This is a genomic window from Xanthomonas sp. CFBP 7698 (assembly GCF_003600855.1).
GTDB lineage: Bacteria > Pseudomonadota > Gammaproteobacteria > Xanthomonadales > Xanthomonadaceae > Xanthomonas > Xanthomonas cannabis.
Genome location: NZ_PRDN01000001.1, coordinates 226366 through 241345 on the forward strand (window position 1 = coordinate 226366; position 14980 = coordinate 241345).

Below are 14980 nucleotides of genomic sequence, written 5' to 3' on the forward strand. Positions count from 1 at the left end.
GCGGCGACCTCAGAGAGTGAAAGGCATGACGACGTGGGCGATTTCGTCGGGCGATACCTCGAGGGGCTGGACCAGCGCCGCACCCTTGACCTCGCGGGCGAGGTGCAGCACAACCTGGTCCGTGCGGATGGCGCCGAGGATCTGCTGCAGCTGGCGCGGGTGCAGGCCCACGCGGATCGCGCCGGAGTGCTCGAGCGCGGCGCCAGCCTCGGTCAGGTGCTCCACGTTCTCGCCTGCCTTGTCGGTCATCACCACCGCGTCGGGCAGCAGCTCCAGTGCGATGCAGTGGTTGATGCCCTTCTCCCCGCCCCAGGCCGAGAAGGGAACGAAGCGCCGCAGTGCCTCGATCATGGCTTTGCGGTCGAAGCGCACGCGCGCCGCGGCCGCTGCCGGATCTGGCACCAGCTTCTCGATGTCCAGGACCACCTGGGTTTCGACCATGCGCACGATCAGGCACATCGCTGGGCTCTCGATGCGCAGCGCCAACACATGCGCAACGCCCGCCGCCCGCCCCACACTGATGATTGCCTCCGGCTGCCCAAGTGCATCGGTGATGCGACCCAACTGATAGACCGGAAGGGAAAACTTCGGCCCCGTGTAGTTGATCGCCCGGCGCGCCATCAGCTTGCCGTCGGTCGCCCATACCTTGCCGGTTTCGACGAAGACAACGCGGCAGTAGGAGCGCACGTCCTTGTCGTCCGGCGCGTGCTGCACGTGCGACACGGCCTCGGCGAGCATCGTGGCCGGCAGATCGATGGGCTCCCACTTCATCTGCTCGGCATCGGGGAGTGCAGACGGGTCGGGATGGGTGCCTACGCGATAGCGGGAACGGCCGCGGACCACTTGCCCGTCGCCGCGCAAGTCCAGGTTGCCGCCGCCGGCGGCGATGGTGCGCAGGGTGCTTTCGTGTAATAGCAGCTGCCCTTCGTCCTGCACCTCTGCAGCGATGGTCATGCGGGTGTAGACCTGGGTATCGGTGGTCTCGATCTGCACCTCGCCATTGCCCGCCGTGATGCGTGCGAACTGCAGCAGTTCCATGGTGCTTTTTGCCGGGGCTGCGCTGTGCTTGAGCGCATCCGCCAGCTGGGTTGAATTGACAGTGGCGCGCATCAGACGGTCTCCGGAATCAAGGGCGCCTGCGTCGGTGCAGGCAAGGTGGCGAGGTATTCGGACAGGATGGAATTGGCCCAGAGCCGCGTGCGTTCGACGGAACTCAACAGGCTGCTATCCAATTCGTGATCGACCTCGGCGCGCTGCAGAACGTTGCCGTTTAGATCGACGATGAGGCGGACGCTGTCGTTGACAAACTGCATGTCCGAGTCGTCGTCGCACGCCTCTCCATAAGCGAAGCGGCGAAGCCGGCCGCCCTCCCAAATGCCGAATAAAAGCGCATAGTTACCGTTGAAGGTCATGCGCTCCTGGCATGCGAGCTCCATGGCGTCGGCCAGCTCCCAGTCGCCGCGCTGTGCCCGCGCGATCGCATCGCGCTGCATGGTGGTCATCATCGTGCGGCCCTCCGGAGACGGGTGACGTTGTCGATCGGTAGCTGTTGCTGCGGGCTGGTCTTGGGGCTCGGCCGGCCCTGTTGGCGGCACCACTCCCGCAGCGCGTCGTCGAATGCGCCGTGCTTGGTGCTGGCGCTACATGCGCACTCCACGAGATGGCCGCCACCGGCCTGCAGCGAGCGCTGGTCGTGGATGTGGCGAGCGGTGTGGCCATTGCGGCAGGGCGGCAGCGGCATGGGGTGGCTGATCATGCGTTGCATGGCAGTTCCCCCAGGGGCGCCAACGTGCGGATGGCAGCGCGCTGCACCTCCGCGGCGTGGGCACCATAGACGTTGACGGTGGTGGACTTGTGTTTGTGGCGGGCGTGCGCGGCGCCGGCGTCCAGGCCTGCACGTTCCACCACTTCGCCCAGCCGGCGGTGCCGCAGCATGTGCGGGTGCAATCCAGGCATACCGGCCACCCTGCCCCGCTCGCGCACCATCAGGTACACGGACTGCCGCGACAGGCGCCGACCTGTGCCATTGACGAACAACGCGGCCTCACCGGGCAATGCCATCTTGTCGCGTGTACGTCGCCATGCCTGCACGGCGCGCACGGTGACGGGCTCGATGCCGACCACTTCGAAGTCGTCATCCTCGCCGCCTTTGGGCCGCACATACACGCGCTGGCTTTCTTCCAGGACGGTGAAGCCGTTGCGCGACACCGGGGCATCGTCCAACAGCGCCACCTCGCTGGCGCGCAGAGCACCGTCGAGCATCAGCAACAGCATGGCGCGGTCGCGGATGTCGATTGGTGCGCGCTCGCCGATGCTGGCGATCATTGCCTTGAGCGGCTCCAGCTCCGGTGCCACTACGGTGCGTTGACGGAACTTGATGCGCACGTCGCGGGTGGCGTCGTGCTGCATCAGCCCCTGCATGCGACACCACAACATGAAGGTGCGCACGGCGGCAAGCCGGCGGGCGGCGGTGCGGCGTGCCCACTTCATGTGGCGCATGCCATCGTCCAGCCACAGGTTCACCAGGCGCTCGCTGACAAGCTGCACCAGCGTCACGTCGAAGCGGTCCAGAAAGGACACCAGCATGGTGAGGTCGGCGCGGTATGCGGCGATGGTATTGGCGCTGGTGCCGCGCAGGCGGCGGTGGTCCAGAAAGTCCGGGATGAGGGTGCTGAGGTCGCCGGGGATGGTGTCAGCCATGACTATCCTCCTCCGCTTCATCCAGGGCAGAGGAGGTCATGCGAAGCAGTTTGTGGGCGATCGTCCGAGTCTCCGGGTTCATCGATTCACCATCGATGCATGCAAAAAAGGCCACGGCGCACGCGGCTATCACCTTTGCTTCGGAACCGGCATCCGGGTTGTTGAGGATGCGCATAGATTCCTCACGATTCAGTTGAATCTCTGGCATGGCTCAGTCCCCCGCCTTGCTGAAGTGCAGTGCCTGCTCAAGCAGCAGGAACAATCGCCGTACTTCGCATGCCATCAGGTTGAAGCGCGCATCCAGCTCGGCGCGCACGCCATTGGCATCGTCGTAATCCAGCTTGTCGATCGCGCCATCGAGAAAGCGCAGGCGACGGATGACCAAGTCGTCCCCCAGAACAAAGGCGACGTGGTCATCCAGCACCAGCTCCAGGCGTGTCACCTGCTTGCCCGCTTCCAGGTGCTTGCTCACCTCGTCGCTGCGCAGCTCCTGGTGATTGCAGCGCACGCGTGCGCCGCCCTCGATGGGGTCGCGCAACTCACAGTCCTCGCCCAGGCTCAAACCTGACGGCAGCGGCTCGCCGGCGAGCCAACCGGTAAGCACTGCGCGTGGCGCTACTTCGGCATTGAGCGGCAGCGCCGGAAACGAGCCAAGCGCCCCCCGCAGCTCGCTGCAGACGACATCGGCGGTCTTGCGGCTGCTGCTGTCTACCGCGATGAAGCCGTGCTGCATGTCCAGAAACGCATCGGTGCGCTGTTCGCGCACGAACGCCTTGGGCAGCAGTTCGTGGACCACGTCGTCCTTGATGCGCTTGCGCGCGCGGCCACCGGGGCGCTGGCCTTCGCGTTGCTGGATCTCGGCGACCTTGGCTTCGACGGCATGGTTGACCACCGAGCCGGGCAATAGTTTGTCTTGACCGCCAACGCTGACCCAAGCGAATTCGCCATGGATGACTGCGAACGTTTCAGTCTGGTCACCGTCGCGGCCGTATGGTGGAACAAAGCCGCGCGAGGACAGTTCCAGCGGGCCGACTGGCTTCAGGCGCTTTTCGTCCAGCCGAGCAGTCAGCGAATAGTCGGCCGGCCCGGCCCCCATATCGATGCGTGGGTCGGCGGCGAAGGCGCGGTACAGCGCCGAATCGACGTTCCAAGGGAAGCGGTAGAAGGTGAGGTTGCGAAAGAACATGGCTCAGGCCTCCTCTGCGATGATTTTTTGCGCCTGCAGCAGGCGCGGCACGGTCTGGCCGTCATCGTCTGCACGGTTGATTGCCTCGGCCAGGGTGTAGCCCATGGCCTTCAGCCAAGTGGGCTTGTTGAGGACGATGGCCGCAGCCAGGGATTCGCCGGTGGACAGTGGCCCCGTTCCCCGCAGCTTTTTGGCGGTGCGCGCGACGCGCACGATGTGGTTAAGTTCCATCGCTCAGGCCCTCCCGCACTGCAGATCGACGGTGACGAAGCCGGCGCGGCGGGCGGCGAAGCGGTTGCCTCGCGTGGCGCGGTATTCGGCCTCGGCGGCATCCATGGCGGGCGCCGGGTTGACGCCATGGCGGCGCGCATCGTGCGCGGCATTGCGCCGTACGAGCAGCCGATAGCTGACGATGGGGTATGCCGCAGCTTGCGGCGGCGTTGCAGGTGTGGTGCACTGTTCCACGATCTTTCCTCCTACGGGTTTGATCACTGAAGCCACTGGCGTTCGTGCGCCGGTGGCTTCCTCGTTTGGGGCGGACCACGCCGCTGCCGAGTGCAGCAGGGTCCTGTGTTCGCCCGGTACGTCCTCGGCTCCGGGCTTCCTGGTGTGTTCTGGGCGCCGACTGGTCACAGACCGTCGGCGGCATTGAGGGCGCGGGCGGCATAGTCGGCGCGCTGCTCGGTGGGGAAGCGGCGCGCATTCAAGGACGGGGTGACTGCCTCAATGGGCTTGCCGACCGGTTTGCCATTCGCGTCCACCGACTCGAAACGGATCAAGCGCCAGCCAGGGCCGGCTGGCACGGCGGCAGGAAACCAGCGCTTCCAATTGATGGCGGCGTTACTCATCCCTGCACCGCCTTGAGCACGCGCGCCCGCTCGGTATGCGGCATGGCGTCGGCGATCTGCGCGGTGAGCGTGATGCAGGCGCTCTGCACGTCGTTGATCGCGTGCAACGCGTCGGCAAAATGCTGCTGATCCTCCGGGCCGATACGGTGATTGTCTTCGAGCATCGGCACGATCGCTTGCACGGCGTCCGCGGCGCATCGCATCAGCTCGCAAGGGGTGCCCACCTGCCCCACTACATCGGTGGCGTGGGGGGGGCGCCGTGCGTACATCAAGCCCATGCGTGCCAGCAAGTTGGCCAACACGTCCGCACGTTGCTCCTGCGGCAGCGCCATCAGCAGCGCTTCTTCAATGTCCACCGGCATGCGGATCTCTCCGGACAGGAGGCGGCGCACTGTTTGGGTATTCAGACGGGCAGCCTTCTCGTGCTGGGCGGCGGTGCTGGCCACGTGGAAATCGACCACGCGATCGGCCACGTCCACACTGCGGTGGTAGTGCTCAACCACCGCGTGGGCGTACTCCTGCCACTGCATGCGCGATGTCACCACCGCTTGCATGATGAGCGCGCTCAATGCCTGGCTACGGGGTGCGTTGGATGTATTCATGCCCGAGCCTCATTAAGTTGGCGGGTATGCTGCAGGTGCTGGGCATACGCCTCGTACAGCGCGGCCTGCGCGTTGAGCACCTGGTCGTGAACACGGGCGTAGCTCGCGAGCATGTCGCCGGTGATAGCATCGCGTGCCTGGCGTGTTGCCATGAAGCGGGCTTCGAGCACGCGCAACTCCGGCGTTGGCATCACCAGGGGTTCGCTCGTGGACACGTGGTCTGCATTGGTCATGGCTGCGCGGCCTCCGAAACCGCAGGTTCGTGTTCGGCGGGCAATGGCTGGATATGTTTCAGCCCGCCATGCGTATTGATGACCCGGGAAATGGAATGCTTCTGCCAGCGTCGGCCACCGGCAGGCGCCGGGATGCCGCGCGCCTCGAGCTCGGTGGAGATGCCTTGCAAGGAGAGCTGTTCGGCGCCGTCATGCGGCCCGCGCAGCTGCACGATCAACTCGCGGTGCGGCCAGGTCTTGGGGTCGCGGTACAAGTGCTGGCCGACCACGCGCCCCAGACCCTCATCCCAGCGGCCACCGACTGCAATGCAGCCATAGGGCGTGGTGCCATACACCCTGCCCTGCTGCCGCAGGCCTTCCATCGTGGAACGGGTACGCTCGCGGATGGTGTCGCGCTCATACTCGGCCACGGCCCAGAGCATGGTCAGCATCAGCCGCCCCGTGGGCGTGGTGGTGTCCACCAATTCAGTGATGCTGTGCAGGTTGACGCCGCGGCCATCGAGCTCGTCGCGCACGAAGTTGAGGCCGTGCTGCGCATTGCGAAACAGTCGGTCGAGCCGGAACACCACCACCACGTCGGCTTCGCCAGTGCGCAGGCGGTGCATCAATTCCTTGCCGCCTGGGCGCTTGTGCAGCTGGACGCCAGCGCTGACGCCCTCGTCGACCACGATGTCGACCAAGTGCAGTTCGCGCAGTGCGCACCACTGCCGAATGCGTTCGGGCTGCAGCGCAAGGCTATGCCCCTGCGCGGCCTGCTCGTCTGTGCTGACGCGCACGTAGCCGATGGCACGGCGCACGGTGACAGGCATATCGATCATGCTGCCCTCCCCGGCCTGCGGTAGAGGTCGTCCAAGGTGATCTCCTTCTGGAACAAGTCCACCAGCTGCACTGCAAGGTCCGGCACCGGTCTTGTGGTGTCGGACTCCCATTGCGCGACTGCGGCTTTTCCCACTGGCGGGTTGAGGCGGCTACCCAGTTCCTGCTGCGACCACTTGCGGCGCTGCCGGGCAAGGCGGATCGGGTGAAGCTGAGGGGGACGGGTCGTTTTCATCTTGACGCGCAGTCTAGACCATCTATACCCAATGTCAAGACCACCTGAACCCCTGAAAGTTCAGCCCGTCTATACTCAGCAGGTGAGCACCATCGGCGCCCGGATGCGCGCGGCCCGCGAAGCTGCCAAGCTTTCGCAGTTGGATGTAGCAGCGGAACTTGGCGTGACGAAGGGGTCGTTATCCGCCTGGGAGAACGACAAGAACTTCCCGCAGCTGCAGACCTTCATCCAGCTGTGCCAGCTCTACGGCACGTCGGCCGACGCGTTACTCTTCTCCGCAACCGCGGTGGCGGAGCCGCGCGCGCAATACAAGGTCGGCGAAGCCGCTGTGTTACAGCGCCTGGTGGATGGGCTCAGCGACGAGCAGCAGCGCGCACTTGTGGTGCTGCTAGCGAAGTAAGGGATCTACAACTGACAGGGGGAATAGATGGGTAACTATCTGACCGGCGGCTTCGGGCTGCTGATGATGTTCGTGATGGTGGTGCTGGTCCTGCTGTGGATCGCGCTGCCAATCGCGGTGTTCCGCATGAAGGATCGGATGGACAAGATGCAGAAGCAGCTCGAGGAAGCAAATGCTCACTTAGCAGTGATCGCGCGGAATCTGGAGCAGAAATGAGCGATACATATATATGTCCATGGTGCAACGTAGCCAGCGTGATTTCTGGCAACCGCACAGTCGATAGTTCTCGGTTCTTCGATAATAACAAGCATGGACCAATGCGAGTAACTGTCGGCAGTACCACTTGTCTAAATGACGCCTGCCGCGAATTCTCCTTACATGTATTTTTAGATAAAATTTTAGCTGGAGGGCCTGGTAGATCGGAATCTTTTAAGGACTTTGATGACTGGCAGCTGAGGCCTTCTAGCGCTGCCAAGCCAATGCCAGACTATATCCCTGCCGTGATCATTGAGGACTACCAAGAAGCTTGCGCGATCGCGCATCTCAGCCCAAAGGCGTCAGCCACTCTATCTAGGCGATGCCTTCAAGGGATAATCCGGGATTACTGGGGGATATCGCTTCGCACCCTAAACGCTGAAATAAGTGCATTAGAAGACAAGATAGATTTTTCCACCTATCAAGCCATCGACGCAGTTAGGAAAATCGGGAATATTGGCGCCCACATGGAACGTGATATCAACGTTGTCGTAGACGTTGACCCGGAAGAGGCTACTTTGTTGATTAGCATGATCGAAATGGTAATCAAGGATTGGTATATATCAAGGAACGACCGCGAACAACGCACAAAGAAGCTTCTCGAATTAGCAGCTAAGAAGGAGGCAGCACGAAAGCCTGTATCGAGCGGAAGTTCTCACGCCTTACCGCCTCCCGACACGGCTGGCTAAACCGCCACTTATCCACCTCGTCTTCGTAGAGACCCAGCAGCGCCTGCACCCAGGCGCTGCGTTCTGGCTCAGTGCCCGGTTGCGGCGCGATCGGGGCCGGTGGTTCCTGATCGCAGACCGCCTCGGATCTTGGCGTTAACCCGGTCGACGGCCTCGCCAGCCTCCCGCAGGACGACAGGGTCAACATCACGGCAAGGGCCAGGTACCACGACAGTGCGGATGCGTTCGATCGCGGCATGGGTGCTGCTCCGGTTTTCGTTAAGTGCGCCCGACACGGCGGCGCGCGTGCTTGCACCGGTGGCATCGATGGCGGTGTTGGCTTTGTTCTGGTCGGCGACCTGGTTAGCAAGTGCACTGCCGGCTTTCGCTTGCTGGCCCAGTCGCCCGTAGTGCTTGCCGAAAAAGAACGACCCGACGTTGGTGGCCACGAACAGCAGGACCGCTGCGAGGATGGCGTAGACCCTCACAGCAGCGGCCCGCGTGCGAGATCCATGATGATCTGCATCACGGCACGGCGCTTCTCCGTGCTCTCGCCGTAGTAGCGATCCCAGTGGCAGGTCATCAGCTCCACGCCAACTGCGTTCCAATCGCCACGGCGCATTGCGCTCCATAAGGGCGACCATTCGCGCATGCGCTCAGGCTCCAGAATATCGGCCAGCGCGTAAATGTATGGAAGACGGGGCACTGCCTCGGGGTGCACCACAATCAGCTCGAAGATCCTCGCGCGCAGACAGGCCTGCGCGGCCTGCACATCGTTGGTCAGCGCGAACTCGGCCACCTCCTCGGTCATCGCGCGGCGCTCGATCTGCCGGCCGTGGCCATGCCGCAGGATGCCCATCGAGTCTTTCTTGGGGAATTTGTCGAACGTGAAAAGCGATTTGAGCAGCACCATGGTGCGCGCCATCGCCTCTGTTTCAACTGCCGCCAGTCGCTCGTCATCCAAGTCCGGCATCATCTGCACCCCCGCTCCACTGCTGCCATCCGCCGCTCAAGACTGTCCACCTCGCGATTGCGCTGGCTCAGGAGCTGATCGCGATGGCCGGCCGCTTCGCGCAAGCTCCGCACTTCCCCGCTCTGGTTGACGTTCCAGACGCCGAATGCAACGAGCAGCCCGACCATGTATGTGTGGTCGACGCGCATCGAGAAGAAACGACGCTCTTCTGCAGGCTGGCTCACGGCGCCGATGCCTTGCGCAGGAACAGCGCCCATGCAGCGGCTGCTCCACGGTAGAAGAACGGCGCCGCGAAGCCAGCCACCATGCCCAGCAACATGCCGGGCATGGTCCCGGTGAGTGCCCACATCACCCCGAAGCCCACCACCAGCGCCACAAACTCCACCAGGAAGGTGCGCGCGTGCTTGGTGTGGTTGGCACGGCTGTGCGGTAGCCAGCGGCGCAACATCGGTTGGGAGACGGTGGCCAGCGACAGTGCCAGCAGGAACGAACCTGTTCCCAGCGGCACATCCTGCGTGATCCTGACCAGGAACAACCAGAGCGCTTGCGCACCCTCGGCAAATGCACTGCCGTGCAAAGCGATGAACGTCGCCAGCCCGGCAAGAGAGATGCCTAACCCGCTTTTGATTTCTGCGTTCACTGTAGTGCCTTCACGGCGCTGAGTGCTTGGCGATAGTTGTCTGGCCACGTGTCGGGCTTCGCCTTGCCCGGTCGCCACGTACGTTTGTATAACGCCCATGCGGCCTGCTGCTCGCCCAACGCCGGCAACCGTTTTGGATCGGTAAACAGCAGCAGGCGCGCAAGAGCCGCAGCCAGGATGTCGCTGTGTTCCAGCGCGCTCCAAATGGCTTGCGGCTGGAACGGAATGCCGAGCGCCTCGCACACTTGAGCTAGCCAGTAGCGACTGGCGTCGTGCAGGTACACGCCCCACACGCCGCCGCGGCTTGCCTTGGTGCCCTGCTCAAACTGCGCCAGGCCGCGCGCAGGTCCCTTGCGGTCGGGACGCCTGACGTCGATCACCTGCCAGCGATGCGCCAACGCGCTCTCCTGCAGCATGATCGCAAGAATCATCACCAGCGCCTCGGGGGTGGTCATTCGCGGCGGCAACAGGCGCAGCGCCGGCACGATGATCTTGCGCAGGGCGTCGGCGGTCGAGATGGGCAATGGAAGCATTGGCGCGTTCATACCGCGATTGCAGCCGTTGCCTGCGTTGCCTGTCTGCTAGAGCGGGAAACGTAGTTAGGAAACTGCGGCTTCTTGAATCGGCTTGAGGCGACACAGCCTAATCCTCGCCAAAGTCGAAGGAGACGATACTGATGCGCTGCCTGGCCCTCTCGCTGTTGCTTATGATCACCACCGCTGCTGCCACTGAACAGCGGCCGATGGCTGCCGTACTAACCGAGGAATCCATTGCGGGTGAGTCACGTGATGCGTTCATCGTACGCATCGCGCCGCAGGTTATGGCACAGAGCGTAGCGCGCAGCGAGATGCTCTGCGGCGAGGTAGTCGATTTGGCTGGCGGCTACCGCGTTGCGGTAACTAGCAGCGGTGACCCACATAGCTGCGATATTCCATCGAGTGCTGGCGTATACCTGCACACGCATCTGGCGGGTCGAGGTTTCGCCTTCAGTCTGGAGGACTATCGCCACCCGGGTTATCTGATCACCGAGATTGCAGTGAAATATCAGGCTGGCGAGAGGGCAAAAACACTCGCCAAGTTGCGTGGGCGCCGAGGCGTGTACACCGTGGCGCGGCTGAAGTGATACCAGCTTGGCGCGACTAGTTATCCTGCGCCCAGGTGTCTGGGTCTCCCCGCCTCTATCACTGCAAGTTCCATACGCAGACGCGCTTCGTGCCGGCACGCCCACATCTCCACACCGGCCTTCCCGGCCTCGAAGCTGGTGCAATTACGTGTGACTGCCCGGCGCTCCATCGTGAGCAGGTGGTAGTCCAGATAGACAAACCATGCTCCGTTGTCCACGCGCTGAGTCATTCGCGCAACACCACTCGATCCGAGCGCAAGCAAGCGTGGAGGTCCTTCCTGGTGCTGGTAAGCCTGGGTCCAATGAAAGCCGTCGGGCAACATATCACGCCGCCAGCCGGTGCTCGTAAAACGGGTGCCGCTTGTCGTCGAAAATCGCCTGCAGGGCCTGGAGATTAGTCGGATCGGGGTTTAGCCAAGCGTCGACATGCTCGGGCTTGATGTTGATGATGGTCCGGTCGTGCCCCACCGCCGCCACCTCGGGCTCCGGCTCGTCGGTGATGGCGGCGAAGCTCAGCAGGTCCGGCTGCTCTCCGGCGGGATCTGTCCAGCGGGACCAGAGGCAGGCCACCAGCATGGGCTCACGGTCGCTGGGCTGGAACTGCACCACACGGTTCTTGCCGTCGGGCCCCTCCACGTTCTCGTAGAAGCGGCCGACCACCACCAGGCCATGGGTGTAGCCGAACTGCTCGCGCCAGAAGCCCTGCAGGTTGTCCCTGCGGGCGTTGTAGGTGCCTGGGTACTTCGTGTCGTAGATCGGGGGCTTGCCCGCCGGCCGGCACTGGTAGCGCATCGGCTTGATCACGCGCTGGCCGCCCTCGGAGATGATCACCGGCGCGTAGTAGCCGGGGAAGATGCGGTAATCCCGCGCCTTCGGTTCGGTCCGCTGCATGTCGGCGAGGCGGCCCTTGATCTGCTCGATCTTCGTCGTGGCGATGCGCTGGTCGTTGGCTGCCTTTTTTGTCGGCTTGGCGCTTGCCAGCACCCGCTCTGCATCTGCCAGGCGCCGGGCCTGCTTGAACAGCTCTTGCTCCAGGGCCTGCGTGTCCTCGGCGTCCCACACGGCCAGCTCTGCGGCGATCGAGGCTACGCCGCCCTCCCCGCCCGCGCGAAATGCATCGTCCATTGCCTTCGGGGTCTTGGGCCGCTTCTCCTCCTCGCCCTGCCGCAGCCACAGCTTGGAGAACTCCTCGATCGACATGATCGCCCCGAAGTTGCGCACCAGCTTTCGGTAGTCGGCCTGGATCTCAGCGGAGTAGCACATGGCGGACCCTCAGCAGTCGCGGTCGCTGTTCTCCAGGCCATGCCAGGCCAGGATCTCATCGAGCCGCCGGGAGACGAATTGGGCATCGTCGCCCGTGATGGCGCCGTCGCCGACGACGTCCGCCATGCCGGCAAACGCTTGCCAGAAGTGGCAACGGTCGGGGCTGTTAGCCAGCAATGACGGGACGGCCGCGTCCAGGTTGTCGAGGTGGGTTCGAAGCTCGGATCTGTCCATACCCGAAGTATCGGCAGCACCGTCTCAGGGCGTGAGACAGGTCGCCGTAGACTGCTGGCATGGACACCACCACCCCCAGCCTCTTCGAACAGCTGCAGCAGCGCCTCGCGGCCACGTCCGAACCGCTGGAAGTCCTCAACCAGTTCGAGGCGGAGTTGCTGTTTGCCTTCCCAGGTGAGGCGGCAGTGATCGTCGAGCTGGTCACATCCTGGGGTCATCGTCTGGGCGTACTTACACACGACGAGCTTGAGGGTTACGTCTAGGGTGCCGGCTGGGCGCTGCTCAGGCGCCTCGCGGGTTGAACGGCCATCTTGGCACCGCGACCGGCAACACCATCCTCACCGAAGCTCGAAAGATGCGACATCGGGCTTCTCTTCGGTGCAGGGTAAGAAAAAGCCCCGCCGAAGCGGGGCCCTTATCCTTATGCAGCTGGCGGCAATGCCCTTCTATCAGGGCCGACGAGCAGCATTCGTTCGAGAAAAGCTAGCGCAGATGGGTCCCGCTGACGGAAGTAAGTGAGGGCTTTGGTGGGCAACCAGACTTCGTTGAAATGGATTCGAAACTCATGCATGTATCCGATCGGATACATCTTGGCTTCCACCACTCGCCCGTCCGCATAGATATGCCTGTACGTAGGAACTTTGCTGGTGTCGACACCTTTGCTTCGTAGCCAGCTGGCGAACATTTTGCCCTCAGATATATCGGGCACCATGTTGTCCGGCAGCGTGTAGCCAAGCGCTTCGAGCGGAGCGATCAACCCCAGGGTCATCTCGGTCAGGATGGAAAAATGCGTGTAGGGCACCTGATCACGGTTGGCCAGATAGCGCTGTATATGGTGCGGAAGAGCAGCCTTCGGCGCTCCACTAGGCCCCCGGCCGGCCATCCATTCATGGACCCACTTAGCCACTGCCACAGCAAATTTCGGCGACAACCATTGCGCCAAGTGAGTGGCCACATTTGGATGAACCCAAGTGCCCTGCGGTCCATTCCCACCCTTAACTTGTTGAATCAACACCGATATGGGAATTCCCATATCGGCTGAGAGCTCTTCAAGGAAGGCTTCAGTCGTACCATTCCGCCGGTAATCAGCGAACAGCCGTCCCGCTGCTTGGCACATGGACGTCGCGTTGATGTAGCCGTCAAGCTGCCGCTGCTCGACCAAGCTGTTGTTGACCTGCCTCTGAATGAGGGGGAGGTTAAATTGATGTTTTGTAAGCATTTCTTGCGAGCCTTATGGTGCTGGCCTGCGTAGTTCAACCCACATGCATACGTCACCGTTTGTTACGCAATCGCTTGCGCACAAAAACCCAAGATGTACACTGCAGGCATTCGGAACCGCCAAGAACCGAAGTTTCACAACGCTTTGCCAGTTGAAGTTAGAAGACCAGACGCCCTGCCTAGTTACTGCTAGGCGGGGCGTTTTGCGTTTACCGTCCTGAAGCAGGCCGGTAGCTGGCAAGATATTGTGGTCACGAGGAGGGGTCAACACTAAATGTAGGAAATTCCCGAAAACCCTTGTGTCACAAAGCATTGTCTGACGAACGGTCGGGGGACATCCGGAAGATTTCCACTTTGCAAGTAGTGCAACTGCGCAGCAGATGAACGTTTTTTCCTGAGCAGGCGCCGCGCATCTTGGCTTTGCGCCGAGATGCCCTCGCGCCGCCGGCAGTAGTCCGGCGCAGTTGCTCAGGAGAACGTGATGCACCCATTCCTCGCCGCCGCCGCCGTGGCGCTGCTTGGCACAACCTTGCCCGCCCTCGCCGCTGACCCGCCGCTGGGAAAGTTCGGCCGCACCGCCCAGCTGTATCAGGAAACCTCCACCGCCAACGAGTCGCTGGACGCCTTCGTCACCCGCATCGCGCCGCGCGCCCGCGCCGCATCGCTCAGTGCACGGGCAGTGGTGTGCGGGGATATCCAGGGCCGCGGCCCCTACACCTTGGCATTCAAGACCGACGGCTATCCCGACGACTGCCGCGTGCCCAAGACCGCCGCGCCGTACGTGCTGGTGAACGGCATCGCCAAGGACGCGCGCGCCGATCATTTCTCGATCGCCAACCGGTTCCGCCCCGGCTACCTGGTCACTCCCTGGACCATCAAGTTCCAGGACCGTAGCGGCGTCCGCGAGGTTGCGGCCTCCGGCTTCTGATTCGCCTCACGCCGCTGCCGCATCGACGGCGGACAGGCTGGCGGCGATTGCACGATTGGTTGCCGCCTTAATCAGCTCCTGCAGCTTCCACCCCTGAAGCTGCTGAGTGGTCGCTGCGTCCGGGTAGCGGATGGCATATGTCGGCGCGATCAGCTCGGCGATTGGCGCCGCCAGCACGCCCAATGCGGTGCCGCGGTCTTCGACCTGGAACGTAACGGTGCCGGTGTCGTTGGTCGGGTTCCAGACGATGGTGATCTGCCGCGCAATCGGGTCAGCATCTGCGTCGGGTGCGGCGACATTGGAATCGTAGGCGGCGCGCGTGGCCGCCTTGATGCCCAGCAACAAATGCACGCCGGGTTCGGTCACCGTGTCACCTGGCACCTTGATCAACTCGCCTGTCGCCGGGTCCGGCTTGGTCGTCGTTGGTGCGGTGATGTCGTAGCTGCGGCCAATAAGGTCGCTGATCTGCACGGTCAGCACGCGCAGGAAGAAACGCTCCAGCGTCTGGGTCCAACCGTCGGGGTGTGGCTTGGTGGTCATCTGCTCGAGGTGGAACTCGACCGGCCCATCGTTGGTGGTCGGGTCCCATCGGATCTCGATGCGCGGCGACACCATCCGGGTCTGCGTGCCGAAGGCGAGGTTTTCGTTGATGATCATT

28 protein-coding genes are annotated in these 14980 nt (G+C 63.0%); 6 read left to right on the plus strand and 22 right to left on the minus strand.

All coding sequences use genetic code 11. From position 1 onward, the window contains the following. Nucleotides 1-9 precede the first annotated feature (9 nt). From XnspCFBP7698_RS00840 to XnspCFBP7698_RS00895, 13 genes are all read right to left on the minus strand, one after another. Nucleotides 10-1110 (minus strand): hypothetical protein, encoded by a 1101-nt coding sequence (locus tag XnspCFBP7698_RS00840; RefSeq protein WP_123137185.1) that lies wholly within the window; start codon nt 1108-1110, stop codon nt 10-12. Next, a complete protein-coding gene (locus XnspCFBP7698_RS00845) occupies nt 1110-1505 on the minus strand; it encodes a hypothetical protein (RefSeq protein WP_147423565.1) in 396 nt (131 codons plus the stop codon). The genes XnspCFBP7698_RS00840 and XnspCFBP7698_RS00845 overlap by 1 nt, the downstream gene beginning before the upstream one ends. After that, nucleotides 1502-1765 carry a hypothetical protein gene (locus XnspCFBP7698_RS00850; protein ID WP_123137187.1) on the minus strand — a complete coding sequence of 88 codons (264 nt, stop codon included), beginning with the start codon at nt 1763-1765 and terminating at the stop codon, nt 1502-1504. The genes XnspCFBP7698_RS00845 and XnspCFBP7698_RS00850 overlap by 4 nt, the downstream gene beginning before the upstream one ends. Next, nucleotides 1753-2700 carry a tyrosine-type recombinase/integrase gene (locus XnspCFBP7698_RS00855; protein ID WP_158591093.1) on the minus strand — a complete coding sequence of 316 codons (948 nt, stop codon included), beginning with the start codon at nt 2698-2700 and terminating at the stop codon, nt 1753-1755. The genes XnspCFBP7698_RS00850 and XnspCFBP7698_RS00855 overlap by 13 nt, the downstream gene beginning before the upstream one ends. Beyond that, nucleotides 2693-2908: a hypothetical protein gene (locus tag XnspCFBP7698_RS21255; RefSeq protein WP_147423566.1), complete on the minus strand. Its 216-nt coding sequence runs from the start codon at nt 2906-2908 to the stop codon at nt 2693-2695. Before XnspCFBP7698_RS21255 ends, XnspCFBP7698_RS00855 begins: the two co-directional genes overlap by 8 nt. A gap of 3 nt (nt 2909-2911) precedes the next feature. After that, complete coding sequence (locus XnspCFBP7698_RS00860) at nt 2912-3886, minus strand: recombination-associated protein RdgC (protein ID WP_123137189.1); 975 nt, start codon at nt 3884-3886, stop codon at nt 2912-2914. Nucleotides 3887-3889: 3 nt separating this feature from the next. Further along, nucleotides 3890-4117 carry a hypothetical protein gene (locus XnspCFBP7698_RS00865; RefSeq protein WP_123137190.1) on the minus strand — a complete coding sequence of 76 codons (228 nt, stop codon included), beginning with the start codon at nt 4115-4117 and terminating at the stop codon, nt 3890-3892. Between the two features lie 3 nt (nt 4118-4120). Further along, nucleotides 4121-4351: a hypothetical protein gene (locus XnspCFBP7698_RS00870; RefSeq protein WP_123137191.1), complete on the minus strand. Its 231-nt coding sequence runs from the start codon at nt 4349-4351 to the stop codon at nt 4121-4123. A gap of 164 nt (nt 4352-4515) precedes the next feature. Further along, nucleotides 4516-4734 carry a hypothetical protein gene (locus tag XnspCFBP7698_RS00875; protein WP_123137192.1) on the minus strand — a complete coding sequence of 73 codons (219 nt, stop codon included), beginning with the start codon at nt 4732-4734 and terminating at the stop codon, nt 4516-4518. Then, a complete protein-coding gene (locus XnspCFBP7698_RS00880; RefSeq protein ID WP_147423567.1) occupies nt 4731-5207 on the minus strand; it encodes a hypothetical protein in 477 nt (158 codons plus the stop codon). Before XnspCFBP7698_RS00880 ends, XnspCFBP7698_RS00875 begins: the two co-directional genes overlap by 4 nt. Before the next feature lie 125 nt (nt 5208-5332). Then, complete coding sequence (locus tag XnspCFBP7698_RS00885; protein ID WP_123137194.1) at nt 5333-5569, minus strand: hypothetical protein; 237 nt, start codon at nt 5567-5569, stop codon at nt 5333-5335. Next, nucleotides 5566-6387, minus strand: a complete 822-nt coding sequence (locus XnspCFBP7698_RS00890) for a recombinase family protein (RefSeq protein ID WP_158591094.1) — start codon at nt 6385-6387, stop codon at nt 5566-5568. The genes XnspCFBP7698_RS00885 and XnspCFBP7698_RS00890 overlap by 4 nt, the downstream gene beginning before the upstream one ends. Then, entirely contained in the window at nt 6384-6620 is a 237-nt protein-coding gene (locus XnspCFBP7698_RS00895) for a helix-turn-helix transcriptional regulator (RefSeq protein ID WP_104542821.1), read from the minus strand. The genes XnspCFBP7698_RS00890 and XnspCFBP7698_RS00895 overlap by 4 nt, the downstream gene beginning before the upstream one ends. 82 nt (nt 6621-6702) lie before the next feature. Here XnspCFBP7698_RS00895 and XnspCFBP7698_RS00900 point away from each other — a divergent pair, with 82 nt between their 5' ends. The 3 genes from XnspCFBP7698_RS00900 to XnspCFBP7698_RS00910 are packed head-to-tail and all read left to right on the plus strand — an operon-like array spanning nt 6703 to nt 7964. Then, nucleotides 6703-7020, plus strand: coding sequence for a helix-turn-helix transcriptional regulator (locus XnspCFBP7698_RS00900; protein WP_158591095.1), 318 nt, complete (start codon nt 6703-6705; stop codon nt 7018-7020). A gap of 27 nt (nt 7021-7047) precedes the next feature. Further along, nucleotides 7048-7236 (plus strand): hypothetical protein, encoded by a 189-nt coding sequence (locus XnspCFBP7698_RS00905; RefSeq protein WP_123137197.1) that lies wholly within the window; start codon nt 7048-7050, stop codon nt 7234-7236. Further along, nucleotides 7233-7964 (plus strand): DUF4145 domain-containing protein, encoded by a 732-nt coding sequence (locus tag XnspCFBP7698_RS00910; RefSeq protein WP_123137198.1) that lies wholly within the window; start codon nt 7233-7235, stop codon nt 7962-7964. The genes XnspCFBP7698_RS00905 and XnspCFBP7698_RS00910 overlap by 4 nt, the downstream gene beginning before the upstream one ends. Before the next feature lie 68 nt (nt 7965-8032). Here the strand turns inward: XnspCFBP7698_RS00910 and XnspCFBP7698_RS00915 are convergent, their stop codons facing one another. Genes XnspCFBP7698_RS00915 through XnspCFBP7698_RS00935 form a run of 5 tightly spaced genes read right to left on the minus strand, consistent with a single transcriptional unit; the run spans nt 8033 to nt 10089 of the window. Further along, nucleotides 8033-8431 (minus strand): hypothetical protein, encoded by a 399-nt coding sequence (locus XnspCFBP7698_RS00915; RefSeq protein ID WP_123137199.1) that lies wholly within the window; start codon nt 8429-8431, stop codon nt 8033-8035. Then, nucleotides 8428-8925 carry a hypothetical protein gene (locus XnspCFBP7698_RS00920; protein ID WP_147423568.1) on the minus strand — a complete coding sequence of 166 codons (498 nt, stop codon included), beginning with the start codon at nt 8923-8925 and terminating at the stop codon, nt 8428-8430. The genes XnspCFBP7698_RS00915 and XnspCFBP7698_RS00920 overlap by 4 nt, the downstream gene beginning before the upstream one ends. Further along, the gene (locus XnspCFBP7698_RS00925) at nt 8916-9173 is read right to left on the minus strand and encodes a hypothetical protein (RefSeq protein ID WP_147423569.1); all 258 of its coding nucleotides are present in this window, start codon (nt 9171-9173) and stop codon (nt 8916-8918) included. Before XnspCFBP7698_RS00925 ends, XnspCFBP7698_RS00920 begins: the two co-directional genes overlap by 10 nt. Then, entirely contained in the window at nt 9137-9556 is a 420-nt protein-coding gene (locus tag XnspCFBP7698_RS00930; protein WP_147423570.1) for a hypothetical protein, read from the minus strand. Before XnspCFBP7698_RS00930 ends, XnspCFBP7698_RS00925 begins: the two co-directional genes overlap by 37 nt. Further along, the gene (locus tag XnspCFBP7698_RS00935) at nt 9553-10089 is read right to left on the minus strand and encodes a hypothetical protein (protein ID WP_123137202.1); all 537 of its coding nucleotides are present in this window, start codon (nt 10087-10089) and stop codon (nt 9553-9555) included. The genes XnspCFBP7698_RS00930 and XnspCFBP7698_RS00935 overlap by 4 nt, the downstream gene beginning before the upstream one ends. 143 nt (nt 10090-10232) lie before the next feature. Here XnspCFBP7698_RS00935 and XnspCFBP7698_RS00940 point away from each other — a divergent pair, with 143 nt between their 5' ends. Next, nucleotides 10233-10679 carry a hypothetical protein gene (locus XnspCFBP7698_RS00940; RefSeq protein ID WP_123137203.1) on the plus strand — a complete coding sequence of 149 codons (447 nt, stop codon included), beginning with the start codon at nt 10233-10235 and terminating at the stop codon, nt 10677-10679. 324 nt (nt 10680-11003) lie between these two features. Here the strand turns inward: XnspCFBP7698_RS00940 and XnspCFBP7698_RS00950 are convergent, their stop codons facing one another. Further along, nucleotides 11004-11942 (minus strand): SOS response-associated peptidase family protein, encoded by a 939-nt coding sequence (locus XnspCFBP7698_RS00950; protein WP_123137204.1) that lies wholly within the window; start codon nt 11940-11942, stop codon nt 11004-11006. 9 nt (nt 11943-11951) lie between these two features. After that, nucleotides 11952-12176, minus strand: coding sequence for a hypothetical protein (locus XnspCFBP7698_RS00955; protein WP_123137205.1), 225 nt, complete (start codon nt 12174-12176; stop codon nt 11952-11954). A 59-nt stretch (nt 12177-12235) separates the two neighbouring features. On the opposite strand from XnspCFBP7698_RS00955, the gene XnspCFBP7698_RS00960 reads away from it, so the two are divergent. After that, complete coding sequence (locus tag XnspCFBP7698_RS00960) at nt 12236-12439, plus strand: hypothetical protein (RefSeq protein WP_123137206.1); 204 nt, start codon at nt 12236-12238, stop codon at nt 12437-12439. Nucleotides 12440-12597: 158 nt separating this feature from the next. Here the strand turns inward: XnspCFBP7698_RS00960 and XnspCFBP7698_RS00965 are convergent, their stop codons facing one another. After that, on the minus strand, nt 12598-13395 hold the full coding sequence (locus XnspCFBP7698_RS00965) for a KilA-N domain-containing protein (RefSeq protein ID WP_123137207.1): 798 nt from the start codon (nt 13393-13395) through the stop codon (nt 12598-12600). 480 nt (nt 13396-13875) lie between these two features. On the opposite strand from XnspCFBP7698_RS00965, the gene XnspCFBP7698_RS00970 reads away from it, so the two are divergent. After that, nucleotides 13876-14322: a hypothetical protein gene (locus XnspCFBP7698_RS00970; protein ID WP_123137208.1), complete on the plus strand. Its 447-nt coding sequence runs from the start codon at nt 13876-13878 to the stop codon at nt 14320-14322. Nucleotides 14323-14328: 6 nt separating this feature from the next. Here XnspCFBP7698_RS00970 and XnspCFBP7698_RS00975 read toward each other — a convergent pair whose 3' ends face one another. Then, nucleotides 14329-14979, minus strand: coding sequence for a hypothetical protein (locus XnspCFBP7698_RS00975; RefSeq protein WP_123137209.1), 651 nt, complete (start codon nt 14977-14979; stop codon nt 14329-14331). Nucleotide 14980 lies beyond the last annotated feature (1 nt).